The 26,294-nt window shown below is 34.3% G+C and carries 18 protein-coding genes; 6 read left to right on the top strand and 12 right to left on the bottom strand.

From position 1 onward, the window contains the following. Positions 1–256: 256 nt before the first annotated feature. The gene (locus DPQ89_RS14470) at positions 257–1,384 is read left to right on the top strand and encodes an ATP-binding protein (RefSeq protein ID WP_127717747.1); all 1,128 of its coding nucleotides are present in this window, start codon (positions 257–259) and stop codon (positions 1,382–1,384) included. A 63-nt stretch (positions 1,385–1,447) separates the two neighbouring features. Here DPQ89_RS14470 and polA read toward each other — a convergent pair whose 3' ends face one another. Continuing rightward, positions 1,448–4,096, bottom strand: a complete 2,649-nt coding sequence (gene polA / locus DPQ89_RS14465; protein ID WP_127717746.1) for a DNA polymerase I — start codon at positions 4,094–4,096, stop codon at positions 1,448–1,450. 57 nt (positions 4,097–4,153) lie between these two features. Next, on the bottom strand, positions 4,154–4,651 hold the full coding sequence (locus DPQ89_RS14460) for an RDD family protein (RefSeq protein WP_127717745.1): 498 nt from the start codon (positions 4,649–4,651) through the stop codon (positions 4,154–4,156). Positions 4,652–4,810: 159 nt separating this feature from the next. Here DPQ89_RS14460 and trxA point away from each other — a divergent pair, with 159 nt between their 5' ends. The 5 genes from trxA to DPQ89_RS14435 all read left to right on the top strand — a co-directional run bounded on the left by trxA (position 4,811) and on the right by DPQ89_RS14435 (position 7,645). Beyond that, positions 4,811–5,134, top strand: a complete 324-nt coding sequence (gene trxA / locus DPQ89_RS14455) for a thioredoxin (protein WP_127717744.1) — start codon at positions 4,811–4,813, stop codon at positions 5,132–5,134. 73 nt (positions 5,135–5,207) lie between these two features. After that, positions 5,208–5,792, top strand: a complete 585-nt coding sequence (gmhA, locus tag DPQ89_RS14450; RefSeq protein WP_127717743.1) for a D-sedoheptulose 7-phosphate isomerase — start codon at positions 5,208–5,210, stop codon at positions 5,790–5,792. A gap of 113 nt (positions 5,793–5,905) precedes the next feature. Then, entirely contained in the window at positions 5,906–6,568 is a 663-nt protein-coding gene (locus DPQ89_RS14445) for a MotA/TolQ/ExbB proton channel family protein (RefSeq protein ID WP_127717742.1), read from the top strand. A gap of 30 nt (positions 6,569–6,598) precedes the next feature. Next, positions 6,599–7,129: a biopolymer transporter ExbD gene (locus tag DPQ89_RS14440; protein ID WP_127717741.1), complete on the top strand. Its 531-nt coding sequence runs from the start codon at positions 6,599–6,601 to the stop codon at positions 7,127–7,129. Positions 7,130–7,132: 3 nt separating this feature from the next. Further along, positions 7,133–7,645: a biopolymer transporter ExbD gene (locus DPQ89_RS14435; protein ID WP_127717740.1), complete on the top strand. Its 513-nt coding sequence runs from the start codon at positions 7,133–7,135 to the stop codon at positions 7,643–7,645. 1 nt (position 7,646) lies between these two features. On the opposite strand, the gene DPQ89_RS14430 is transcribed toward DPQ89_RS14435, so the two are convergent. The 10 genes from DPQ89_RS14430 to DPQ89_RS14385 all read right to left on the bottom strand — a co-directional run bounded on the left by DPQ89_RS14430 (position 7,647) and on the right by DPQ89_RS14385 (position 26,233). Next, positions 7,647–8,174, bottom strand: coding sequence for a hypothetical protein (locus DPQ89_RS14430; RefSeq protein WP_127717739.1), 528 nt, complete (start codon positions 8,172–8,174; stop codon positions 7,647–7,649). 288 nt (positions 8,175–8,462) lie between these two features. Continuing rightward, the gene (locus DPQ89_RS14425) at positions 8,463–9,545 is read right to left on the bottom strand and encodes a hypothetical protein (RefSeq protein ID WP_127717738.1); all 1,083 of its coding nucleotides are present in this window, start codon (positions 9,543–9,545) and stop codon (positions 8,463–8,465) included. 503 nt (positions 9,546–10,048) lie between these two features. Continuing rightward, positions 10,049–11,131, bottom strand: a complete 1,083-nt coding sequence (locus DPQ89_RS14420) for a hypothetical protein (protein WP_127717737.1) — start codon at positions 11,129–11,131, stop codon at positions 10,049–10,051. A 46-nt stretch (positions 11,132–11,177) separates the two neighbouring features. Further along, positions 11,178–17,690, bottom strand: coding sequence for a PKD domain-containing protein (locus tag DPQ89_RS14415; RefSeq protein ID WP_127717736.1), 6,513 nt, complete (start codon positions 17,688–17,690; stop codon positions 11,178–11,180). Between the two features lie 337 nt (positions 17,691–18,027). Then, entirely contained in the window at positions 18,028–20,004 is a 1,977-nt protein-coding gene (locus tag DPQ89_RS14410; RefSeq protein ID WP_127717735.1) for an AgmX/PglI C-terminal domain-containing protein, read from the bottom strand. A 12-nt stretch (positions 20,005–20,016) separates the two neighbouring features. Continuing rightward, on the bottom strand, positions 20,017–20,274 hold the full coding sequence (locus tag DPQ89_RS14405; RefSeq protein WP_127717734.1) for a hypothetical protein: 258 nt from the start codon (positions 20,272–20,274) through the stop codon (positions 20,017–20,019). Next, positions 20,271–21,200 carry a tetratricopeptide repeat protein gene (locus tag DPQ89_RS14400; RefSeq protein ID WP_127717733.1) on the bottom strand — a complete coding sequence of 310 codons (930 nt, stop codon included), beginning with the start codon at positions 21,198–21,200 and terminating at the stop codon, positions 20,271–20,273. Before DPQ89_RS14400 ends, DPQ89_RS14405 begins: the two co-directional genes overlap by 4 nt. Continuing rightward, a complete protein-coding gene (locus tag DPQ89_RS14395; RefSeq protein ID WP_164848438.1) occupies positions 21,197–24,085 on the bottom strand; it encodes a tetratricopeptide repeat protein in 2,889 nt (962 codons plus the stop codon). The genes DPQ89_RS14400 and DPQ89_RS14395 overlap by 4 nt, the downstream gene beginning before the upstream one ends. Further along, on the bottom strand, positions 24,075–25,508 hold the full coding sequence (locus DPQ89_RS14390) for a tetratricopeptide repeat protein (protein WP_127717731.1): 1,434 nt from the start codon (positions 25,506–25,508) through the stop codon (positions 24,075–24,077). Before DPQ89_RS14390 ends, DPQ89_RS14395 begins: the two co-directional genes overlap by 11 nt. 14 nt (positions 25,509–25,522) lie before the next feature. Further along, the gene (locus tag DPQ89_RS14385; protein ID WP_164848437.1) at positions 25,523–26,233 is read right to left on the bottom strand and encodes an outer membrane beta-barrel domain-containing protein; all 711 of its coding nucleotides are present in this window, start codon (positions 26,231–26,233) and stop codon (positions 25,523–25,525) included. Positions 26,234–26,294 lie beyond the last annotated feature (61 nt).

Raw genomic sequence — 26,294 nt, 5'->3', positions numbered from 1 at the left:
GAGGTACTTAATAGATCGGGATTCAAAATAGAAATTTAGAAATTTGCTCCAACATTCTAGACAACGTTCTTATCGATCTGTCGGCGATTCCGTTTTTCTGACGCAAACAAATGTAAATAAGCTTAAGTTTGGAAGCCTCTTCCACAAAATTAATTTATATTAAATTAAGTTAAACATCCACTTCAATTGTATAAACTATCTCTAAATTACTGGTCATGAAGACCAAGCACTACAACGATTGTAACAAGAGTAATCTATGGAAAACCTAAAAGGTATCATTCACGACATCGCAAATAAATTAGCTATCTCAAAAGCAATTAACAGAAATCTTTCTAATCTTCTTGGAAAGGATCACAAAGATATTATTAGATTAAAATCTTCAATAGAAGAAAGTGTTAAGCTTTTGTCTCTATTAAAAGAGAAGTCTTCCACTGTAAAAAGAAAACTTCCATTAGAAAATATTTTAACTATTAAAGAAAATGAATTTTTCAAAATACAATCTCTAAGCTCTCTATACGACATTGAAATAGAGTATAGAAATGACATCGAGACAGATGCATGGGTTAATCTAAATTCTTACTCTAATGATCGTATTCTTTGTAATTGCATTGAAAATGCCAAAAATGCTGGAGCAACACGAATACTCATAGAGTACAAACTTAAAGAAAGTCATCTTCAGTTAAATATCAAAGATAATGGCGCCGGAATGAATAGAGACGTTCTTGAAAGAATAGGTTTTGGCTACACTTCACAAGACGGAGAAGGACACGGGCAAGGAACTCAGGTTATTAGATCAATGGTTCAAGAGCTTGGTGGTTCAGTTGAATGGAGCTCGATAGAGGATCTTGGAACTTGTTGTAAGTTAAAGTACAAACTAGAAAATGATCTCGAAGTTATTAATCAGCGAATCAAGATCATTAGCGAAAGTGAAAAAATCAATCATTCTTCAACTGCCATTTCAGGAAAGAAAATACTCGTTGTTTCAAAATCTCCAATGGAGTTAGGAATATGGAAAGACTTTCTAAATGGAATTGGTGCTAATACTATAACTTGTGAGTATGGAGATGCTGCTCTTAATTTAATTTATAGAGACTCTCCACACTGTATTCTTATAGGTAAAGAGTTTAAGGATATGAGCTCTCTTGAATGGTTAAAAATTGTTAATTCGGAAAGTAGCTATAATAAAATTCCTAAAATTTTATATATAACTGAATCTGACGACATTGAAGAATTAAATAAGTATCAAATTGAAGATATTATTAATTACTCTCACTTTGATGATAAAAAAATATTTGAAAAGATTGAATGCCTGTTAAAAAAGAAAAAGAGTAATTCCGAAATAGAAAGCCAAGACTATCAATTTAAAGAGCTTACATCTGCTTAATAAATACAGATGAAAGCTTTATAAAGTCCACTACCTTTCTAGACCTTGGGTAGTGGATTTTTTTTATTTTAGATCGTACCAGTTAACACCAATTCCCATATCAACATCAAGCGGAACTTCTAGAGAAACGACATTCTCCATCCCCTCTTTAAGAATCGTCTTCATCTGTTCTAGTTCTTCTTCAACTACTTCAAATATAAGTTCATCGTGAACTTGAAGAATCATCTTAGACTTTAAGTTTTCTTTTTCCATTATTGCTTGAATATTGATCATCGCAATTTTTATAATATCTGCGGCAGTCCCTTGAATAGGACTATTGATAGCAATACGCTCAGCATTTGCCTTAATTGTTCTATTAGTAGAATGAATATCTGCGAGGTATCTCTTTCTTCCCTTAAGAGTAATTGAGTAGCCCGTCTTTTCACACTCTTCTTTTAATTCATCTAAATAAGCTTTTACTCTTGAAAATCTTTCAAAGTAATTTGTTATATAGTCTTTGGCCTCTTTTCGAGAGATTTTTAGCGCCGAAGCTAAACCAAAAGATGATTGTCCATACATTAAGCCGAAGTTTACGGCCTTGGCCTTAGAACGATCAGATGACTGAACATCCTCAAGAGGAACCCCCATTATCTCTGAAGCTGTTCTCTTATGGATATCAATTCCTTTTTTAAAGGCCTCAATCATTGTTTTATCTTTTGAAAAATGTGCTAAGAGCCTTAGTTCTACCTGAGAATAATCTGCTGCCAAGAGAAGCTTTCCAGGACCCGCAATAAAACCTTTTCTTATCCTTCTTCCGTTTTCAGAACGTATTGGAATATTTTGAAGGTTCGGATCTGTGGAAGAAAGTCTTCCTGTTGCAGCAATATTTTGATTCAAGTGAGTATGAATTCTACCCGTAACACTATTTTTCAATAAAGGAATTGCTTTTACATAAGTTGACTGAAGCTTTCCAACTTCACGGTACTCTAGTATTAAAGCAGGCACTTCACTTATATTTTTCGACGCGAGATCTTCTAAGACTGATGAGTCAGTAGAATAGCCTGTTTTAGTCTTCTTCCCTACAGGCAGTCCCAACTCATCAAATAAGAAAGCACCAACTTGTTTAGGAGAATTTATATTTACAGGTTTTTCACTAAATTCATTAATCTTTTGTTGAATATCATCGATTTTTATTTGTAATTCTTTTTCATATTCTTGAAAAAAGTTATCATTAATATGAACACCAGTATATTCCATCTTTGCAAGAACTGGAGTTAACCTATTATCAATATCTGTATATAAGTTCATCAGTTCTTTTTCTAATAGTTCTTCTTCTTGAAGTTTATGTATTCTAAAAAGAGCATGAGCGCGCGATGCACTTACTTTCGAAATTGTTTCATCGTCATTTTCTTGAACTGTTGCCATTTTCTTATCAAAACCTTCAACCCCAGAGCCAGTATATTTCTCACTTAGATACTCTAGAGTATTCTTCTCACCTGGGTTACATACAAATTGGGCCTGTACTGAATCGAAAATGACTGCATTGATTTCAAACTCATTTAAGAATGAAAAGTATAAAACGCTCTTATAATCAACTGTTGCCAAATTTAGTTGAGAACTACTTAATAATTTAATGGCCAACTCATTCGCATCTGGGCCTTTAACGTGAAAGGCCTTATTATTTTCAATAGATGCTGACAGGGCAAGCACCTCTAAATCATGTGGATTATTACTAGAAAATTGGAAATCAATTCCAACAATTTTAGAAGCTTCAAGCTGAATAATAACGCTATCATCAAGTGGCGCTATTTCTATCTTAACCTCAGGATCAGTTGCTACAAACTGACCACCTTGCTGTGCTTGATGATGAGCAAATTTCATATCTTCAAGTTTTAAAAGAGCAGATTTAAAGCCAAGGCCTTTTAGAAATGTAAAAAGTGAATCCTCAGGATAGAATGAGAACTGACTCTCTTGTGGACTAAGTCCTAAGTCTACATCTACTTTTATTTGCACAAGACTTTTTGAGAGAAGTCCATCTTCAAGATATTCACTAAAGGCACTCGTTAGCTTTTTACCTTTGAAAGTGTCTTTAAGTTCAATACACTTATCTAAAGATCCATGCTCTTCTAAAAGCTTAGCCGCTCCCTTTGCTCCAATTCCTTTCATTCCAGGAATATTATCTGAAGCATCTCCAACCATAGAGAGATAATCAACAATCTGCTCAGGGTAAACACCCATCTTTTCAAATACGCCTTCACGATCAAAGATTTTATCTTTCATCGTATCTAGCATTTTTATATTTCCACCAATAAATTGCATTAAGTCTTTATCACCTGAAGCAATGAGAATTTCATCAAATTCATCTTTCCACTGAACGCAAGCAGAACCAATTAAATCATCGGCCTCAACACCGTCAACAGTACTACTAGGTAGTCCCATATGATCTAATAGTTGTTTAATTAAATCGAATTGAGGAATAAGATCTTCCGGAGGCGCTGATCTGTTGGCCTTATACTGATCGTATAATTCATTACGAAATGAACCACCACTTGTATCTCTGGCCATAAGTATATGAGTCGGTTGGTATTTTGAAAGAAGCTTTAAAAGCATTGATAGAACACCGTGAACGGCATTTACAGGCACACCCTCTGGAGAATGAAGGACTCGAATTGCATAAAAGGCCCTGAAAATAAAACTACTGATATCGACGATGATTAATCTATTTTTTGACATGAAAACTCCCAAATTTGAGAGTCAAATGTACCTAGAATTTAAAGAGTTGAAAAGGAACTAAGTCATTTGGCCATCAGGGTCAAACCAACTATCCTTTCTTTTTTTAATTTGCTCAGCAGTGCCATCATTTGCCATAACTGAAGTATCGGCCATTACATCTCCTAGCCTATGACCTGAGTCTAGCTTGTGAAGAAGATATATTTCTAAAATTGTAAGAGGAATTCCTAGTAAGATAGCAAAGATCCATCCCCAAAAAGGAATAATCGCAAAAAATAACGGTATGAGAAAAGGTAAATTTCTTATGACTGACTGCTTTAAACTACAAGGAGTCCCGTCCTCAAGAGAGATAACGGCGAAGCCCATAAACTTCTTTCCAACACTTTGACCATTTTGCAGACTATCTGAGACAGCAATATAGACAAGGGCCAAGATTATACCTACAGGATAAAAGAAAACAGATAAAATCATTACGATAAACAAATCAATTGCTTTAGCAACTAAGCGAGATATTCTCGCAACTTTTATCGAAGATTTTAGTAAATATTTTCTATCCATAGAGCTATTGTATCCTATTGATTTCTTAAGAAACACATGGAATTATTTGCTATTGTTCAACATAGACTCAATGCTTCATTATAACACATCTATACAAGTATTCACTAATAAGATAGAACTATAGGTTCAAATATTTAAGAAACTTGCAGGAGAAAGAATATGAGTAACGTAGGAAAAACAGATCAAGCTAGCTTTGACACTGATGTTATTAACTCTGACAAACCAGTTCTAGTAGACTTTTGGGCAGAGTGGTGTGGACCATGTAGAACACTTGGACCAGTTCTAGACGAAGTTGCTGGAGAAATCGGTGAGAACGCTAAAATTTTAAAAGTTAATGTTGATGAGAATGGAGACCTAGCTCAAAAGTACGGTATCCGTGGTATCCCAACTATGATCTTCTTTAAAAATGGTGAGCCAGCTAAAACACTTGTTGGTCTTCAAGGTAAAGAAGAGATTAAAAAGACTTTGGAAGAACTATCTTAATTTGATAGAATACAAAAGTTATATCTCAAGTATAAGCGGAAGTTATCTTCCGCTTTTTTTTTAGGAGCACTCCATGTCTACATTTATAAAAGATTCTCTCTTAGATGCAAAAAATACTCTCGAGAGATTTATTGAAAATGAAACTAATATTGCGGCCATGGAAAGTGCGATTAAAACTTTCATCGCGACTTTAAATAATGGTGGCAGAATTTATAGTTGTGGAAATGGTGGCTCACTATGTGATTCAATGCATTTTGCTGAAGAACTTACTGGAAGATATAGAAAAGATAGAAGAGCACTTGCTGCGATGTCATTTAGTGACCCTAGCCATATGAGTTGTGTTGGTAACGATTTTGGTTACGATCAAATTTTTGCAAAAATGGTTGAGGCCTTTGGACAAAAAGGTGATTCATTACTAGCAATCTCAACGAGTGGAAACTCTGCTAACGTAATCAATGCAGTTAATGAAGCCAAAGCAAGAGGCGTAACAACGATTGGTCTTCTTGGTAAAGATGGTGGAAAGCTTAAAGACCTAGTTGATATATCAATTATTGTTGAGTCAAAACTGACTGACAGAATTCAAGAAATACATATAAAAATAATTCACAACTTTATTGAAGGCATAGAAAGAGAGCTCTTCCCAGAGCATTATAACTAGCATTCATACACTTTACGGCAGTATTTGCCCAAGAAATGAAATTTAATCCTTAGCGCATTTTTCAACTACAATGTAATTATAACTAGTTGGAATAAACAAGGAGTTTTGTTTCTATGGAAGCAACAGCAGTATCGACAGGAATGAATGGAATTGCCCAATTTATCCAAAGTGGCGGAATCTTTATGTGGGTTATCCTGCTGATTTGGGCCATTGGTGTAGCAATTGCTATTGAACGTTTTTCAAAATTATCTTTTAAATTAGATGTAGATGGTCCTTCATTTATGAATGAGCTTCAAAGATATATCTTATCCAATGATATTCAAGGTGCAATTAGAGTTTGTTCAGGCTCAGTTGCTGCACTACCGAGAGTATTAAAAAGTGGATTAAAAAGATCTAACCAAAGTACTTCACAAGTGCAAAATGCCATCGATGCAACAGCGCTTGAAGTTATCCCAAAAGTAGAACTAAGATTGAACTACTTGCAACTAATTGCAAATATCTCAACTCTATTTGGTCTACTTGGAACAATTCAAGGTCTAATTGAAACATTTACGGCAGTTGGTTCAGCTGATCCAGCTCAAAAGCAAGAGTTACTTGCCCTTGGTATTTCAAAAGCAATGAACACGACTTTCCTAGGTCTACTAGCAGCTATAACGGTAATGATGCTACATGCATTCTTATCAGCTAAGTCAGAGAAAATTATCAATGAGATTGATGAATTTTCAGTGAAGCTTTTAGATTTATTAGGAACAAGAAAAGAAGAAGAGAATTCATAATTCTCTTCCCTTCATTGCTTAGAGGTCACAGTGTATAGAGCACCAAGTAGAAGAAAAAATAAAAAAGAAGTAAAAAAACCAAATCTAATTCCTATATTAGATGCGGTTTTTATATTTATTTTCTTTCTTTTGATGTCTGCAAGTTTTTTAAACATTCATGAAATTCAAAGTGATGTTCCAATTATTTCTAATCAAGAGCCACCAAAGAATAAAAAGCCACCTCTGGCCCTAACCTTAAAGATAAGGGCCTCTAATATTCAAATCCTAACAGGTGTTCCTGGTTCAGTGAGAAAGAGTATCGGAAAAAATAGTGATGGTGATTATGATCTAGTTGCTCTGAGAACATATTTAATTGGACTTAAAAAGAGTAATGCAACTGAAAAAGACATCGTTCTAGAGCCTCTCGTAGATTTGCAATATGAAGAGCTCGTTAAGATCATGGACTCTGTAAGAATTCTAAAAAATACAGACCCTGACATCTGGACTACAGGTAAAGATGGATCGGACATTAGAATTAAAGAGTTATTTAGTAATATAGTATTTGGAAATATCCAGAGTTAAATTATGAGAAGAGCACGTTCAAATTCACAAAGAGGAAGAGGTAGAAAGAAAGCTGCCGTTATGGATCTCGATATAACTTCACTATTAGATATACTTGTTATCCTACTTGTTTTTCTCTTAAAAAGTTATAACTCTTCAGGAGTTGTTCTAACTGTTCCAAAAGGAATTGAACTTCCAACATCTGAGTCATCTTCTCTAAATACGTCTGGTATTATCGTTCAAGTCTCCCCTACAACGATCTGGGTTGATAATAAAATTGTCCTAGAGTCTAAGAAAGATTCGCTTTCCCAAGATCAAACAGGAAGAAGAATTATTCCTCTATACAATGAGCTCGTAAAAAAGAAAGAGCTTATTAAGCAAATCGAAAAATCATCCCCAGAGGCCCAAAAGTTCACTGGTGTTGTAAATCTTGTTGTAGATAAAACAATCAAATATAGCTATATCAAGAAGCTTATGTACACTTCTGCAACAGCTGGATTTGGAAAGTATAAATTTGTCGTATTAAGCAATGAGTAAATTACTTTAATAGAAAGAAGAAGCTAATTACTAAACAGAAGGCCACTTGGGTTATAAAAATATTATAATAACTAAAGGCCTTCTTTAATTCCTTTATTGAAAAAGCAAAGAAGACAACACCCCAAACGACCATAATAATATTTACGACTAGATCATTAGTTCCCTTACCTACGATACTTAAATCTAAAATAAGAGCGACTAGAAAGACAATAAAGATAATGATATTAAAGATCATACGTGAAAGAACTTTCTTATCAATCATCTTAACCCATTCTAGAAATCCAACATTACCTCTGTCAAAGATACTCAACTGAGTGGACTCGTCGGCATACTCAACATTTTGAGTACCACGGGATTTTATGTAATTATAAAAAATCTCACTGAAGACTATAACCAGTAAGGCCGGAATAGTGAAATCTGAGACATCAACCTTGCCATCAAAGAACTCTAACAAACACAGCACCGCAAATAGCGTTGCAAGCAGTGTTTTAAGCCGGAAATCGGTAAATCTACGTATTCTTTGAATCATGGGCTTATTATACAGTGATATCAACTTTGGACTAAATTCCTGAGAGCACGTCAATAAGTTCAGCAACTTATAGCATCCTCAAGTAAGTCACCTCTTGTTAGAAGTGCCACGAATTGCTGTAATTATTCACCAATTCTGGAAAAAAGAAATTTGGTAGATATAGTTGTCTTCAAATTACATATGAGCAAATGTGAATGAATGGAAGTTTTTAGATATAGCGAAACCAAAAGTGCAAACTATATTTTTAGAAGAAAGTTATGCACTCTAAAAAACGCTTCACTAGAAAAACTAAAAATCTTCCATTGGATATCCTTCATACTCCTGTGTCGGAATAATTAGGCCACGAGATCTCTTAAATTGATCATAATCCTTTAAGAATCCAATTTTGAAATCAGAGTATCTTATGTGATTATTAGTAAAATTCTTAAATAACCTATAACTATCCATATCTTCTTTAACAAAAGATAGTTTGATTATATCCTTCTTTCCTTTAATACTATTTTTGAATTTTCTCACATAAACAAACATATTCTCAAAATCAAAATGCTTTATAATTTGTAACTTTCCATATTTCTTAATTAAGCTCTCTTTATATTCCTTAGCACCATATCTATCCATCCAGTCAAGATTAGATAGAGAAAAGTAATTCTCTAGTCCGTATCGCTGCTCAAAAGTCTCACCACTTACTTTAGGTTTAAATCGATCTCTACGCTGCTTTAAATATTCAGCAAACTTAGACTCAATATGCTTAGCAAACTCTATTGGATCAACTCCATAGTGATCCATTGTCTGTAGTGGCGGTCTATGTAAATAATGAAGACTCAATTTTTTAGCAGAAAAATAGGCGACTCCATCACCAAGACGTATTTTAGCCAGTTTAGTTTTTTCATCGTAATCCTCTAAGACTAGTGCTGTCATTAGTTCCAAGTCTGCTTCCTGTCTATATCCTAAGAATGGACACCTTATAGCGTTAAACTTTATACCATTCGAGTATTCACCAACCGTGTATACATCTCCATCTCCGAGATAACCAGGAAGGACGACATCCTCAAGCAAAATATTATAGTTCTCAGCAAGAATATTTTTTGTGTAACAAACCTTCTTGACTTCAATGTAAAGTCCCTCTTCATTTAGTTTTCCGATTGGTGGTCCATTAAGTTCTTTATTCTTGTAGAACTCAATCAAAGGAAATTTGAATTTGTAGTTCTCTTTCAGAACTTTTTCCCCCTCAGTACCACTTTCGTTATGATAGTCCAAAATTAAGCTATATTTTCTTGGATCGATATTGAAGTCAGCAAATGGCGCGAATGAAGCGAAACACTTTGTACTAAAACTTAGAAGCAAAAGGATAAAGTTAATTTTAAGATTCATTATATATTTCCCAGTAATGACGAATATAATTATTAGATTTAAAAGTACTTAACTAATTATAGGCTGCATCTGGATGTAATCAAAATGAATTTATTGAATTCTTTAAAGTAGAATGTTGAGAAGATAAAATACAGAAAAGAAATTAAGAGTATAAGTTCTTATCTTTCAAGAAATCTTAAACAACTAAGCTAAAATTATAAATCTGAGAGTACTTTTTTAATTTCCTGATTACCTTTAGAATAAGCATTTACTACTCTTTGAAGATCATCACGAAGAAAAAAGTACAATGCTAAATGGTTTTAGCTAAGTCAAAAATTCATGCATTTTTTTTTATTATTTCACGGACAAAGTTATTGAAGTAGAAAAGGTGGAATCAATCACTACCCAGGATATTATCAGTACTACTTAGATAAGAAAAGTGGGGCCCTATAAGAGGGCCTGGCCATTATTTCAGATGAAGCTTGTTAGCTCTTTCGGTTTAGCCGAAATTCAAGAAATGGTTATTAAAAATCGTCCCATGTTCCTTCATATTCGAATTGAGGAATCATAAAACTTGCATTATCTTTAAAACTTGTTTTCTTATCAGAAAAACCTATTTCGAAGAATTCATAGTACTTAACATTGCCATTATCCAAATTCTTCCATAGAAGAATTCTATTCATATCTTCTTTCCATAGATTTATTTCAATAATGTCCTTCTTTCCTTTAGTTTTATTCTTATATCTAGCTACATAAAAATTCATATTCTCAAAGTCAAAATGCTTTATAATCTGAAATTTTCCATATTTCTTAATTAAACTTTCTTTATATTCCTTAGCACCATATCTATCCATCCAGTCAAGATTAGATAGAGAAAAGTAATCCTCTAGTCCGTATCGTTGCTCAAAAGTCTCACCACTTACTTTAGGTTTAAAACGATCCCTTCGATTTTTTAAATATTCAGTAAACTTAGACTCAATATGCTTAGCAAGCTTTATTGGATCAACACCATAGTGATCCATTGTCCGTAGTGGTGGTCTGTGTAAATATTGAATACTCATTTTTTTAGCAGAAAAATAGGCGACTCCATCACCAAGACGTATTTTAGCCAGTTTAGTTTTTTCATCGTAATCCTCTAAGACTAGTGCTGTCATTAGTTTCAAACCGGCTTCCTGTCTATATCCTAAGAATGGACACCTTATAGCGTTAAATTTTATACCATTCGAGTATTCACCAACGGTGTATACATCTCCATCTCCGAGATAACCAGGAAGGACGACATCCTCAAGCAAAATATTATAGTTATCAGCAAGAATATTTTTTGTGTAACAAACCTTCTTGCCTTCAATGTAAAGACCCTCTTCATTTAGTTTTCCGATTGGTGATCCATTAAGTTCTTTATTCTTGTAAAACTCAATTAAAGGAAATTTGAATTTGTAGTTCTCTTTCAGACCTTTTTCATCTTCAGCATCTCTATCGTCATGATAGTCCAAAATTAAGCTATACTTTCTTGGATCGATATTGAAGTCAGCGAATGGGTCTGATGAAGCGAAACACTTTGCGCTAAAACTTAGAAGTAAAAGGATAAAGTTAATCTTTAAGCTCATTATATATTTCCTAGTTAATCATTTCTTCATTATTATACTACATTTTCTAATTACACACCAAATCTAACCCTTCGCCAAGCTCTCCGTTTGGATTCATGCAAAATGCTTGAAGCGTTGGAGTAATAACTTCAGTTTTAACAAATTCAAACGAACCATCAACATCTTTGCAATTATACTGATGAGGATGATAAGCAACCTTTTCCTCTTGCCCTACAAGCTTGGACCATTTTCCTGAACATCGAACATGATATGTACACTCTTTCTTGTAACCTCTGTTATCTTCTAAACCATAACATGGTCCACTTTTTAGTCCTTCCTCTTTAACAATAGGTGTTTTTTCAGGATTCAACTCTGGCGTTGCCGGATCAGGGTAATTACACCTACCTTCTCCTACAGATGTCCCCATCGGACAAATCGTAATTGTTTTTGAAAATACTTCTGTTTGATTTGTTCCATCTATACTCTCTATCCCAGCCCCTAGACGAACTGTCTTTTCCAAATCGTCACGACCACTAAACGTGTGTATAGGAATAGACTGGTATAAATCTACATTAAAGGTCCTTCTTCCCGACTCACTTATGACTGACTCAACATCTTTAACAATGGAATTAACCTTTACTCCATCTTTAATCAATTCCCCCGTAAGGGAAATAGTTATTTTTCCAAATGAATCTAAGGGAGAAAACGCTGTATTATCAAATTTTAATTCAAGACTCTCTCCACTAGAGTAGAATTCTTTTACCTTTGGCAACTTTTCTGTATCAACAGTTGTCTTCTGAGTATCAAAATCAAGTTGCACAACCTGTTCAAAACAGCTGTCCCCATCATCCTCTGAATTCCAAAGAAGCTTCATTCTCTTTCTTGCTTCAGGATCCAAGACTTGATACTTCCTCCAATCTACGACTTTCACTGAATTGTCTTCAAAAGAATAGATATTTTCATCCCTCTTGGGAAAATAAAAATCACTTCCTTTTACATCAACTCTATCTAAAGGAATAATAACTGGCCGTTTCTCCTTTTTAAGGTAAGATTCATCTTTAAAACTATGTCCTAGCTCATGATCATACGCGGTTCTTCTAACAATTTCTTCATTACTAAACAAGCTAATTTCTCTAGATTGAATATTTCCCGCATCTAGTGCATCAAAGAATTTTAAATGGAAATGATTTCTGTGCCCGCTTCCAGTGTGTCTTAAAATTTTACTCATTTTATATCCAGAGCTAAGGCATGTATTATTAACATAGTAACCAAAATCTGTTCCGTTATAATTCAACAGAACTTTTTCAATATACTGCGGCCTCGCATTATCAAGAATTTGATTTATTGCTATCGCATCATAGATACTATTAGTAGGAGATGTTGCCCCTTGGAATATTTCAGAATTCTGAACTACTCCGGGAGGAGGTGTCGTAGCTAAAAACCTTAAATCGATTGAAAGTCCGTAATGATGTTCCAAGTGCCCCGCTATTTCAACATCTTTTTTATAACTACTTACATGGCCAGCATCGTCAAAACGCACTTTCCCTAAAACGGTATCCAATTCTAACCAAGAAAATAATCCCATATGGCTACTCGAAATCCAATCAACTGCACCATCCGAGTTATCAGTACCTTTTCTTAAGCCATACCTCAATGCAGAAGGGTATAATTTAGATAGACTTATTAGTTTACGAAACCTGTATCCATTTTCATTCTTTGCACAAGAAAAACTACTCCTAGTTCCTAAACAGAGAAAAAAGAATTCTGGAGTATAGCTAAGATCACTTTCTTTGAAGATGACATCATATTCATTTTCTTTATTTCTAGTGAAAAAGTTTTCGCCTTCCTCTAGTCTGATCTCTACACAGTTATTTATATTGGGGGAAGGTGAATAAAAATCACAAATATAAACAAAAACTTCTTGCCCCAAGGGTCTAACAATTTTCGCATCAATTAATACTTTGTAAACATTTTCGTTATTAATTTTTGCACCATAATTATCTGCAAAGGGACGAGACGGTAAGACAGACAAGGGTTCAAGCTCCGCAATCCTAAATCCTTGATTATCTCGAACTTTATTAAAGGTAACTATTGTATCTACCATTTTGTAGTGAGAAATACTTACACTTGATTTGCCACTTGGCGAAGTGCTTGATTGAGCAATCGCATACGGAATCAAGATATTTGTAAAACTAAATTCACTAGAAATGCTATTTGTCTTCAGGTAGAACGAAATCAAAAGTTCCTCTTCTTCACCGCTAAGCTCACTAAATAGTGAATCAGTTATTTCGCTCGAGAGAATGGACTCTGTATTTTGAATAGACTTATAGACAGTTTTTACTACTTTTCCCGATTTTAAGTTACTAATATAGGCAATTAGAATATCACCAGTATTTAGAGACCTAGAAAAAGGTAGTTCATAAATCTTTTCAGTATAGTCCTTTAGTGATAATCGTGACTCTATTTTTATAACACCATCACTATTAGGTAGAAGCTTACTAGAATAGCGCTCTTTACCAGTGAAAGGATCGATACTAGAAGTTGCCTGAGAGTAGCTTCCCTTCTGAAGATTCCATCCTTGCAAGCTATTGTTGATATCAAAATTAGAATCATTAACTTCAGAAGGTAGACTAAAGTCTGCCAAGTCTATCTCTAAACTATTTTCTTCAAAGTGATTTATTCGTGTAAGTTTTCCCAACACAGAAACAAGGTACATATCGATGGAAGGAATATCATTAACAGTTATGTTACTTTCATTGGATTGAATTTTATAAATTTCATTATGATCAAAGTCGTAAAAAGTAATATCTAACTCTCTATTTTCTGGATTATTCAGATGAATACTTTTTGAACCAAAAATATAGCTAGATTGGAAATTAACAGTTCTACCCAAGTCATCCAAAAATGTGATTTCAACATGATTTAATCCTTCTGCAAAGAGACCTCTAAGTTTGAATATATTATTTTCAAACAAAAAACCTTCATCAACAGTAGTTTCTCCATTTATTGAAATAACTAAGTCTGATATATTCCCATCTTCACTGAAAAGAGGAGAACCATCTCTTAGCTCTAAAGTTAATTCATCAAGTTTATTATACAAGGTTTTAACTTCGCTCACTTGTACTAAAGAAGCTGAACTTTTTATCATATTCTGAGGAAGTTCTGTAAATGTAAACTCTTCTGTTTTATCCAATTCTAAAAGACCATTGCCCATACTAATAAAAAGTCTAATACTCAATGTTTCTGTTTCAGAACTAAGATAGTCTAACTCTTTTGCCTCAGAAACTAACTCTCCATTAACAAACCAATTAAACGATGCACTCTCTTCATTAATTTGAAATGGATAAAACCCCGTACATCTAACAGCATAATTATCATATTGCGTACAACCAATATTTAGAGAGACCTCAGGTTTTAAGATGCTATACGACACAACAGCTTCACTCTTCGCCCCATCAGAGTCTTTAACCTCAAGTTTTAAAACGGAATCAGATAATTTATCAAATTTGTATGAAAGTTTTTGCTCATTTCCTATTATTACATTATCCAAATACCACGTGTACATTAGCTCCGTACTCTCTTGATCAGACGAAGACGAACCATCGCATTCAATAGTGAAAAATCCAGATTCAAGACACTCTGCAGAAGCAATAGGAGCGGTGTTCAATAAGACTTCAATACTTTTGGATAAAGAAGAAGTTCCACCTAGATTATCAGTAACAGTAAGTGAGATATTTATAGGTGATTCTATAATATTTGATAAAGATAAAACATCAGAACGTACTACATTTCCAGAAACATTCCACTCAAAACTAACGACCTCACCATCAATGTCAATTGAACTATTTTCACATTTCACCTCACCTACTGAAGGCGTACGACATAAGAAATCTACACTTGGAAGGACATTCTCTGCCACAACGACATCTATTTGTGTCGAAGAGACTTTCCCCTCATTATCAAAAACAGACACATGCACATGCTTAATCCCACCAGACTGTAAAGTTGTTTCAAAGCTATCCTCAGTACCACTCTGAATGCCTTCGCCCCAATCAAAAAGAGTATTTGCTATAAACCCATCAGGATCAGTTGAATACGAGTAACAACTAAGCTTATGAGGTCCGATACTATCGCAAAAAACATTAATCAAAGGAGCCTGATTTACTAACTCAAAAGAATTAGATGCCGTTGAAGTGAGACCGGAATTATCTGTAACCTCTAGGTCTACGATGTAAAGTCCATTCGTAGCGTAACTATGAACAAGTTCAGCTGAATTATTAAAAGTGTAAACTACTCCATCGCCCATTGAAACCTTAAATACTTCAATATGACCATCAGAATCATAAGAATCAGAAAAGTCGCACCGAACCTCTTTTCCACTTCCCGTAGGAGCACAATCAATTGAGGCAAAAGGCCTTTTTCCATCTCCTCCACCATTGAAGTTTACAGAGAAAGAAGAATCTACTTTTTCATTTCTAAAGTTCTTAACAGTTAAAATTATAGAGTACTCGCCTTTACTTGCATAATTATGGACAACATCTTCCCAAGTAAAGTCTCCTTGATGCAAATCAATACTTTCAACACTTCCATCTCCCCAATCAATACTCATCTCAGAAAGTTCCGAGAACTTATCAATTCCAACCACTTCACATTCAACTCTTAAAAGGGATAAATTTTCATCACACTTCAACTCTGCAATCAAGGGATTTCCTTGATCACTAATAACAACCTGTAGAGATTGGGTCATGGTTAAACCATTCGAGTCTGTGACTGTAAGTTTAGAAATATATGCACCTGGTTCATAAAAGTGAGTGTGTATAAAATCCTTTCCAGTATAGAAAGACCCGTCACCATGATCGAATACGACACTTACAATTTCCGCATTTGGGGAAATTGAACGATCTATATTGAAAGTTACATATGGAGCAAAGTCTGAGATAAAAATATTATAATCAATAATTGGCGCTAATTGAGGCACTTCATCATTTGTTACAGTTACGAGGCGAATTGACTCAGAAATACTTTGCTTTCCATCAATTTCTTTTGCAACAAGGATTTTAATTTCAAATGTACCTGTGGTTGAATACTTATGCTTTAGAAACGCTGTCGATATATAGTCGGCCTCTTCTACAGTACCATCTCCCCAATCTATATCAATCCACTGAAGCCTATCACTTGGATCAAAGATCTTTCTAAAATCAACCATGATCTCTTTAGGTGCGACCTGAGTCACTTTGTACTCTATGATTGGAGGTTCTTTATAAAACTCACTCTCTCCTGTATAGTCTATTGCTCTTTCATACAAGAATGTTCGATTATAAATATCCGTAACACTTAGACCTACTTTATATTGTCCCCCTCCAAAATCTTCAAAAATCTTTTCCGATCTATGATAGAAATTAGTAATTGGAAACTCAAAGACTCCTTCTTCTCCATTTAATTCTGTGATGATGTACTTTGCAGAAGCTATTTCTTCATGAGGAATAAGCTGATGAAAAATTAAACTTAGGGTATTGTCTACAATTCTATAATCAAAGTAAGAACCCTCTGAAGTTGCAAGCGTCTCATTAACAATAACTTTTCTTCGAGCACTCGACCTATATCCATCAGCATCTTCAATAACTAATTCGACATAGAAAATACCTGCTTCGACAAATTTATGAGTGAATTCAGGATTTTGATTAGATCTAACCAGTTCAGAGTTCACAAAGAATTCATACTTGATAATACCTTTGTCATCACTTGATTTTTTTGCGCTAAAGCTAACACTCTGTCCAGCATTTATCTCTTTAGCACTCCTTGTAAGCTTTGCAACAGGTCTTGTCGTATCAAAACAATTTCCTCCCGACGCGGCCGCAACAGTTAAATTTGATGCATTACACTCAGGTGATGAAATATCCATAGTCGTTGCATTTAGAACGACTCCTTTGGAAAATCTAGCTCTGTTATCTGACGATATTTTTACTTCTTTGGCATTAATAGTTGAATTCTTCCAAATTGCAGAAAATTCTAATTTTGAATTTATATTTAATGAGTTTTGTATTTGATAAGTAGATGTATGCCCTAGAGTTGCTCTTGCGTCTGCCACTAGAGTTAAATTATTAACATTCACCTGAGAGTCATGTCTAATATGGACTCTTGAATCAAGTCCATCTCCAGATGACAAGAGAGACAGATTATTTGCCGTAATATTTGCATGATGTCTTATAACGATTCTCTTCTTTGAGTGTAGTGATACGTCTTGGGCATTTAGAGTTATATTATTTTGAAAAACTATTCCTTCTTTTCCATTTACACATAGATTTTTTGCTTTTAAGTCTTTAAGTCTTTTGAATATTACTTTACATGGTGAATGAATACTTAAATCATCAGTAGTATTGAGATCAAAATCAATTAATAGATTCTTCGCTATACCAGATATCGCTGCGTAGTCACTCATATACTCATTCAACTCTTCGAGGTTTTTAACTCTCTTTGTTTTTGAACAATTCATTTCAAGATTTTCGGATAATCCACACTCTAGAGAGAAGGCCGATGTTAAACCAACAAAAAAGACAATGAGAAGACGTACAACATTCATGTAATGGACCTTGTTTTAATATATATTCGTATTTTCATAATTATCGTTAACTTCAGACATATTCGTGAGGATAATTTAAGACAAAATAAAGAAAACACATTTTATTAACGACTTATCTAAACATATGTTTTTAAAGGTAATTTTTCTTACTAAGAGAAATGCCAAGTAGACTCCGGCCTTAAAGGACCGTATTCATAGAGCATCTAATATTTGAATAAAAAAAGCCAAATACTTTTGGCTCTTCTAGAATAAATTTTAAAAGGACTGCATTGTTAAATGATGGTTTAAACCTAAAAAATCTCCTTCGCAAAAGAAGTGCAAAGGAGATAAAATTAAATTATTTTCTTTTTGGATAGAAGTTAAATGGTTGATTAACTTCTACAACACCACCACCAAGTGGTTCAGGAAATCTAATTCCTTTTAGAACGTTCACAACACAACCTTTAACTTTACTCGGCAAGGCCTTAGAGGCAGATTCAACACTAGCTTTGCTAACGTGTCCAGAAGCTCCAATGATAAAGTCTAATCTCACGATTCCATTAAATGCGGCCTTGGCCCTATCAAGCTCTTGTTGATAGCAATATCTAAACTGTGGAATATTATCAATTAAAATTCTTCTAATTACGTCTGGGTCCATTCCACCAAGGACAACCTCTTCAAATGGAACTCCTGCAGTGTAGATATTCTTCTTATTCACTAACCCACTAACACCTTTAGATGAATCAAGTTTACCAGAAGTTGCACCAGTTAAGCTTCCAACATTATTAGAGACTTTTGCTCTTTTTAAAGTTGCAGAGTCACTTCCTCCAATACTAGCTTCATTCCCAGAGCTAGAATCGAGCGTGTTTACAGCTTGAGCAGATTTCACACTTCCACCCTTTGCCATAAGTGAACTAAGAGAACTTGAAAAGTCGGCAGACTTAAACACATCTACAGCACCTTTAGACTTGGAATTCGCAACTTTCTTATTTGCTGTAGATTTACTATTTGAGGCCTTTCCACCTGTTTTCTTAGGCTTTGATACCTGATCCATTTTCTTATCAACAGGACCTTTATTAGCTGTCGCTTTCTTAGCAGGTGCTTTACTTATAGCTTTTTTAGAACCTGATTTAACGTTAGCTTTCTTCGTTTCGACCTTTTTAACATCTTGTTTCTTAACTGCTACCTTTGTAACTTTCTTTTGTTGTGGAGATTTTTGAATTTTCTCCTTAGGCTTATCCTTAGTCTTATCGATGGCCTTTGTTTTAGAAACAGTTAGTTTCTTTTTATAGAGAATTGTCGCGATTCTTTCTGGAACTTTCTCTTTTTCAATTTCTTCATCAACTGCATAGAAAGTAAAGAACCCCAAGAACATTAAGCAAAATAAGAAAACGAGAATAAGCCACTTAATAAATTCCTTATCTCTTCTCATTATTGGAGCATGAGCAACCTTTGGTGGCGCATCAGTTCCTCTTACATAGATTTGTAAATCTCCATTAACAAATCTAATGATATCGTCATTCCCTAGTAGTATCTGGGAGGCTGCGGTATCTTTCTTTGAGTCACTTAAACTCATTGATTCATACCCATGTAATGAGTTTATAAAAACATCATTACCTCTAATTTCTACAAATGGAACTTTCTCTGTCTTACCTAAATAGGCATACTCAACATCTCTTGAGCCCGCTTTAGAACCTACTAGATTAAAAACACCGTCTTTAACAGGTAAGTAATCAACACTATATACTCTCTCATTATGTAGAATAATGATCTCAACAGACTTCTTTGTTGGTGAATAGTCAAAAATTGGATAGAGAGTTTCAACATCTTCGAAAATATATTCGGAGAAATCTGCTTTTGGATCAGCTCCAAGAGGATACTCAACTCTTGGAGGCTCTATAGGAAGAGATTTTGTCTCTTTTACAGGAGCACTCTTAGGTAATACTTTCTTTATAGTTTCTTTTTTCTTTTGAATCGGTGCCAACATTTCAAGAGGTGGTGGCAAATCATCTGAAGAGTAATTCTTAAATTGAAATTCTATAGATCCAAATTTAATTGAGTCTTCAATTTGAAACTCTTGAGAAACAATCTTTTTACCATTTAGATAAGTACCAATTGGGCTATCCATATCAAAAATCTTAAACTTACCGTCTACGACTTCGATTACAGCGTGGATAGGAGAAACTGTAGGGTGATCAATATGAATATCACATGCGCTAGAGCTTCCTACTAATACTCTCTTTCTTTTGACTACTTGACCCTTTTGGCCACTGGCAGCGCCAACGGGGAGTAATTCAAATAAATCTTTTAACTCTGTTTGAACATCCATGTTCATAAATACCCTCTTTTAACGAACTCTCTCAACACCCTTTCTAATTTCGGCATTGAAGTTTTTACGGTATGGTAACTTATTTTTAAATTTTCTTTGATATCTCGGGGAAATCGAAAGATCTCCAGGTCCACCTGTCTCACCTTCAATGACAAGGTCTTCAAAGTCGAATTTTTCATACTTCTTATACCTATAAACTACTTTCTTATCAGCAGCATTAGAGTCAGGTGTAAAGGCCATCAACATTATTATCAAAGGTAGGATTATTTTCATCATTTAGTACCACCAATTTTTCTTAAAACTTGATTATAGTAACTCTCGTAATTATTAAGTTTAGATGTATCTACATTTGCTAGAATTGTACGAGCATCCTTTTGTCTTCCAGCGGAAAAAAGTGCTACAGAATAATTAATACCTACGGCCGGATTCTTTTTAAACTCTGTATCAAGACCTGCGTAGAGATTAATCGCAGCATTGGCCTTACCTTCTTTAAGGTAACAAGTCGCAAGACCATTTACAGCATCTTTATCAAAATTATTTCTTCGAACAAGTTTTTCATAAATATTTTTGGCATCATCTATCAAGTTATATTTTAAATACAACTGCCCCATATTAAACATAGGTGTCATACTAAAATTACCAACTTCAGAAGCTTTCTTGTAGGCAGCTAATGCTTTTTGCTCAAGGCCTTGATACTGATAGATCACTCCAATATTATTAATTGGAGGGGCATAGTTCTTCTTTAAATCTCTCGACTTATTATATGAAAGAAGCGCCTTTCTAATTTTACCTTGTAAATAAAAGCAAGTTCCCATTAGGTTCCAATACCCTGGGTGGGACTTATATTTTCTAAGATTATCCTTAAAAATCTTCATTCCCTTATCAAATTGTCTTCTATAGCAACTTGAAATTGCCACAAGTAAAACATCTTGAGTCTTCTCAACTTGTTCAAACTGCTCTAGTTTTGGCTCCGGAACTCTGGCAAGAGATTCCTTTGAAAGTGAATCCACTTTTGCAATCTCGCCACTAAAAGAGTCAGCACGAGGTGAAAAAGGTACTTCACGAACGGCATTGAAGTCAGAATTCTCTATCCAAGAGAACTCGTCAATAGAGCCTTTAGATGGACCGGCTTCTACAGTCTTATTTGATGTACTTGAACAAGATGCAAATTGCAGCAGTGCTAACAGTATTAGTATTCTCATCTGCTACCTCCTCTATCCATTAATATTCCATTATTATTTGGTAAGTATTGTGGAACAAATACATTCTCATAAAGAATATTTACATTCTCTTCAGACATTATTTTACTTGTTTTCATTTGCTTAATCGCTTCTCTTTTGAAGTCCACGACCTTTACAGAAAGTGGTGCGACGAGGTTTTTCATACTCTTTTTAAATGACTGTACATATTCGTCTGACTTTCCTGTTGGTTTAAAGTTTTCGATCTCATTGATAACGTGATTATAGCTATAAATGAGCTTGGCATAGGCCTTCATCATTCCTTTTCCAGAACCAATATTCATAAGTTTAACAGCTGAAGTCGTTACACCATCAAGCTCTTGAAACTTTCTCTTTAGAAGAGTGTTAAATGTCTTATCAGGAAAAGCTAATTCAAAACTAGTTAAAGAGCTAATTCTTCTATCAAGGTCTTGCATACTTATAGATGCTATTTCATCAAGCCCTTCAAGTTGAACTTCTTTTGGATTTCTCACTTTCGAGTAGTAATACATCATCTTCTTTTCGATTTCTCTAGCATTTGAAGATCTACCTGCCGCAAGATAAGCATTTCGTATTTTCCCAAGAGGATAGATTAAATCCTTATACACTCTCTTCGATTTACTCAATTTTTCAGCTTGATCTACAGCTTGATTCCAGCTCTTCGTCTCAACATAGTAATCTAACATTTCTAACTCTAGATCATCTAATACTGAAGGGTTTACAGCACATCCATAAGCACTCTTAAGAACACTTGCGGCCTTATCACTATTACCTTCAGCAAGTTGAACAATGACTGCATTTCTTAAGAAAACTTCTTTATTATTTGTTCGAACCTTACAAACTTTATCAAAAACAGTTTCATAAATTTCCGCACTCTCTACAAACATCTGCCCACTGAATAAATCATTAGCTATAACGAGAAATGAAGACTGAAACCTCTTTACATTATTTCCACTCATATGACTAAGAGCTCTTTGTGCCCAACCAAAACTTCTATGATTATCACCAAGTTCATGAAAGAGAATGGCAATATTATAAGCAGCATTCTTTTTAGCTTCTTTAGTTGAAGTCTCATCTTTATAAATTTCAACATAGAGCCTTAATGCTTCTTTCTTCTCACCTTTAGTATTCGCTTTCTCAACACCTTCAAACTGCATAGTTAAAAGAGTCATGCGCACTTTCTTTGCGTAGTTTTTAGAAACTCTAAATTCTCCACTATTAATTCTCTTTACCCAATTCTTAATACCTTCCACATCACCTTTCTTTTTATAGTGATCCATAATTCTGGCAAGCATTGCTTCTTGAGTAGAGTAACTCTTAGGAAAGTTCTTTCTGTAAGATATGAGAGTCGATTCACATGAAGGAATATCATTCTTTGAAAAGTATAAAGAGAATAGTCTTTGATAAATCGCATCAGATTTCTTCGATCTTGGATTTTCTTTTAAGAAGTTTATGTAAACTGACTCTAGATAAAGTCCTTTTGTTTCTTTAGAAACTCCACTTCCCCCAAGAGATGCCATCATCCCTTCGTTGGACAGTTTTTCATACTTCTTAACACCTTTTGCAGATGCTAACTTTGATGACTCAGAATATTTCTTAGCAGATTCATTCATCATTCCAGCAGAATAATAGGTCTCAGCTCCAAGAAAAGAGTACTTATACGAGTTTGCAGCATCGAAAATCATTAATAAATCAAAGTAGCCAACGGCCAGAGCGGCCTTTGAAGACTGTAATGATTTATTTTGTTTATATTGTTTTCCAGTAACTTGTTTTTGTAGGATTGCACCAACTCTTCTCAAGTGATAATCTAGTATTTTCACTTGTTCAGGATTAAGTTTTCCCGCCTTATTATAGTTTACAAGAGTAGTCGAAACCTTAAGGTGCTTGTCATACTTGCCAAACTTTTCATATAAACTTAATAACTTAATATTGATTTCAATTTCTTCAGCTTCAGATACTTTGTATTTTAAGGCCTGAATTAAAGTCTTTTCAGCCTGAGAGTACTTCCCTCTATTCATGAGATAGGTTGAGACCTTTAGTAAGTTTGCAGCTATATTCTTACCTATTTCTTTGTAAAACTTCACTGCTTCATTAACTCTTCCTGAATCTGTATAAAAATAAGCTAAGTCTCTTTCAATACTAAATGACATATCAACATATTTAGAACTTTTAGAGAGATCATACGCATTTCTCATAATACGAATTGCTCTCTTCTTTTGCCCTGTTCTGTAATAAGACCATGCTAAATTGTAACTATCTTTTGTATACCACTTATCTCTATGAGATTTTTTAGAAAAAGCATTTCTATATAATGGTATGGCCTTTTCATACTTGCCCTGATTGAAGTAAATTTCAGCTAATGCAATCTGTGACCTTGTATTAGTAAAATCTTTTTTCTTCGATGATCCAATTGATTTAGAAAAGTAGTTTTGAGCTTTCTTTTCTTGCTGAAATTCTTTAGCGTTATAGGCCATGATGTAATAAACATCAGACTTTCCTTTAAAGCGTGGGAATTTCTTGAGGATTAACTCACAAGTTCTTTGTGCACTAACAAAATAGCTAGTTGATCTTTTAAAATACTTCTTCTTATCTGACTTTGCTCTCTGTTCTGAAGAAAGAGACATGAACTTATCGTTCTCAAGCTCTTTAACCAATCTTGCTTTTTCTAGTAGTAGCTCGGCCATTCTTAGAAGAAGCTCAGGATTTGAATTTCTCATCTGCTTATTAAGTCTAGTTACTTCTTTGAACTCTAGATCTATAACACTAATAAGTTCATTACGACGAGCTGATGAATCAGCAGAAGTACTGAACGTAGTACATAGGGAGACTATAATTAATAATTTTACTAATATTCTATGACTATAGCGCATTACCATTACACTCCGATTTTAATGAGAATACATAATCCCCTAATTCATCTGCCCAAAACTCACCGTTAAAAGTCCAAAAGTATTGCTTATCAGTACGTTTTAAGTTTTTAACATCTCCACGACCTCTATTCATTGAAACTTCAGATGAGTAAAGACTTTCCTTTCTTCTCGATAGGACTTCTAGCTTGATATAACTCATATCTACAAAGGTCTTATTCACTTGGTTCCAAGAAAGATGTAATTTCTTTCTAACATAGGCACCAATCAGATTTCTTTGGAGGATTAAAGCTTCTCGCAAGTTAATCTTTAGAATACTCTTCATCTTAGTAGCAGGTAGTTTGTTGATAATTTCAAGTTCATCTTTCCCTGTTTGAAAGAAGTCAAAGATTTCTCTATATGCAGGGTCTCTATTAATAGAATTTAGCATTTTATTTAAAAGTTTATTACCTCTTACTTTCCCATTCATTCTTGACTTGGCCAATAAGTAGAAATACTTATAATCTTTTCTATGTTTATTTAAAAATCCTCTAATTTGCGCATGATCTTTTTCATTATTAGCGTAAAATTCATCTACAACTTTTAGAGTATCTTGCCATAAACAAAGCTCCATAAATGTTAACGCACTCAGAACATCAATTTCAGGGTTGTGTATAAATGACAAGAAGGGAGACTTATAAGTCACAAGTTTACCAAGTGTTCTATTGTAGTCTCTCATGTAGAAACTATTCCAGGCCTCTTCAAAAAGTACTTCTGGCCAAATATGGGAAGATTTACTTAGATCAAGATAATCAAGGTTTGCTTTTTCGTATTGACCTGTAGAGAAATTAGTTCTTGCCTTTCCAACAATACAATAATCTCTATTAATACTTAGCTGAGTCTTTCTATTTTCATTACCATAAGAGTTTGCAGACTCTGAAGCACTTATACATTCATTATATGCCTGCAAAGAAGACTTATATTTCTTTGTGATTGTAAAGATTGATCCTTCAAGAAAGAGTGCGAATGGTTTCGCCGGATGATTCTTTGGTATTGTTCCATTAAGTGATTTTAAGGCAAGATCATACTTCCCTTGTCTAAAATATTTCTTTGCTAGAATGTATTTCAAAGTAGGAGCGTTAGATTTTGCTAAAAACTTTGTCGGTAGAACTTCAAATTGTCTCACACCAACATTGGTGACCACTTTATCGATAAGTGAATCAAGCTCTTTTGAACTTCGTGAATTACCACGAGTTAAGAGCTCTTTGATATATGGTATTGAAGCAAAGTATAACTTTTCTTCAACTAATTCATTAATTACATTCGGATAGTACTTAACTGACCCACTACTTTTTACTAGATAGCTCCAAGCTTTATCAACATTGGCCTGAGCACTAAAGCTAAGCAGTACAAGTAAAAAGGAGAATACTTTTTTATTAAAGATCATTACACTTACCTTTATTAAAAGTTAATTCCAACTGCGACAGTTAAGTCATAGTTGCTATACCATTGCTCAGTGGCATTGGTAGATTTTGCTTCCATGGCCTTATAGTTAATAGCATTCAAGTCTATTCTTAAACTCCACATTTCATTCAAGTAGAACTTAGCACCAATATCCCACATAATTCCTGTATGTGACTCAGTCGTTAAAGTTGTATTACCACCACTTGTAAGAATTTCATTTTGATTATTAGTTTCTTCAACTTTTGCAAAGCCAAGTCCAAGAATCCAGTCCATATAAACAATTTTATTAAATGTATTAATTTTATTATAGAAAGGAGACCACAAGAACATTGCTCCCATATAGTTATCTACAATTCTTCTAAATGGAAACGAGCCCGCTCCGCCTGGGTTTCTAATTGATGTTGCTGTATCATTTTCAGCTCCACTATTTAGAGAGTAAACAAACTCAACACCCAATTCTTCTTTGAAGAAATATCCTGCTCGTCCTTGAAATGCACTAGCATCAACAAAGGCACCTGAGGTGGTAAAGCCGTAACCTAAGTTTGCATGTAATCTTCCGGCCTTTCGAAATTTTCGATTTTGTAATACAAAAACTTCCTTATCTGGGTCGAGCCATGAGAAGTCATAAGCATCTCCCTCAGCGGCGAAAGTAGTAATTGACGAAAGAAGACCTAACGTAATGAACGTAGAAACTATGAAATTTTTCATACTAAAAGCATCCTGCATTTAAAAAAGGGGCTCCTCCCCTCTATAATCATGCACTTATTCT

The sequence above is a fragment of the Halobacteriovorax sp. HLS genome (assembly GCF_004006665.1).
In the GTDB taxonomy this organism is placed as follows: Bacteria; Bdellovibrionota; Bacteriovoracia; order Bacteriovoracales; family Bacteriovoracaceae; genus Halobacteriovorax.
The sequence above is the reverse complement of the archived record's forward strand: the minus strand, read 5'-3'. Positions and strand labels throughout refer to the sequence as shown.

Excerpts from the sequence above, each read along its gene's own strand:
- DPQ89_RS14435 (WP_127717740.1), top strand. The coding sequence starts at position 7,133 with ATGAGAAGAGCACGTTCAAATTCACAAAGAGGAAGAGGTAGAAAGAAA.
- DPQ89_RS14395 (WP_164848438.1), bottom strand. The coding sequence starts at position 24,085 with ATGCGCTATAGTCATAGAATATTAGTAAAATTATTAATTATAGTCTCC.
- DPQ89_RS14420 (WP_127717737.1), bottom strand. The coding sequence starts at position 11,131 with ATGAGCTTAAAGATTAACTTTATCCTTTTACTTCTAAGTTTTAGCGCA.
- DPQ89_RS14385 (WP_164848437.1), bottom strand. The coding sequence starts at position 26,233 with ATGAAAAATTTCATAGTTTCTACGTTCATTACGTTAGGTCTTCTTTCG.
- gmhA (WP_127717743.1), top strand. The coding sequence starts at position 5,208 with ATGTCTACATTTATAAAAGATTCTCTCTTAGATGCAAAAAATACTCTC.
- DPQ89_RS14400 (WP_127717733.1), bottom strand. The coding sequence starts at position 21,200 with ATGAGAATACTAATACTGTTAGCACTGCTGCAATTTGCATCTTGTTCA.
- DPQ89_RS14470 (WP_127717747.1), top strand. The coding sequence starts at position 257 with ATGGAAAACCTAAAAGGTATCATTCACGACATCGCAAATAAATTAGCT.
- DPQ89_RS14415 (WP_127717736.1), bottom strand. The coding sequence starts at position 17,690 with ATGAATGTTGTACGTCTTCTCATTGTCTTTTTTGTTGGTTTAACATCG.
- trxA (WP_127717744.1), top strand. The coding sequence starts at position 4,811 with ATGAGTAACGTAGGAAAAACAGATCAAGCTAGCTTTGACACTGATGTT.
- DPQ89_RS14425 (WP_127717738.1), bottom strand. The coding sequence starts at position 9,545 with ATGAATCTTAAAATTAACTTTATCCTTTTGCTTCTAAGTTTTAGTACA.
- DPQ89_RS14445 (WP_127717742.1), top strand. The coding sequence starts at position 5,906 with ATGGAAGCAACAGCAGTATCGACAGGAATGAATGGAATTGCCCAATTT.
- DPQ89_RS14460 (WP_127717745.1), bottom strand. The coding sequence starts at position 4,651 with ATGGATAGAAAATATTTACTAAAATCTTCGATAAAAGTTGCGAGAATA.
- DPQ89_RS14430 (WP_127717739.1), bottom strand. The coding sequence starts at position 8,174 with ATGATTCAAAGAATACGTAGATTTACCGATTTCCGGCTTAAAACACTG.
- polA (WP_127717746.1), bottom strand. The coding sequence starts at position 4,096 with ATGTCAAAAAATAGATTAATCATCGTCGATATCAGTAGTTTTATTTTC.
- DPQ89_RS14405 (WP_127717734.1), bottom strand. The coding sequence starts at position 20,274 with ATGATGAAAATAATCCTACCTTTGATAATAATGTTGATGGCCTTTACA.
- DPQ89_RS14410 (WP_127717735.1), bottom strand. The coding sequence starts at position 20,004 with ATGAACATGGATGTTCAAACAGAGTTAAAAGATTTATTTGAATTACTC.
- DPQ89_RS14390 (WP_127717731.1), bottom strand. The coding sequence starts at position 25,508 with ATGATCTTTAATAAAAAAGTATTCTCCTTTTTACTTGTACTGCTTAGC.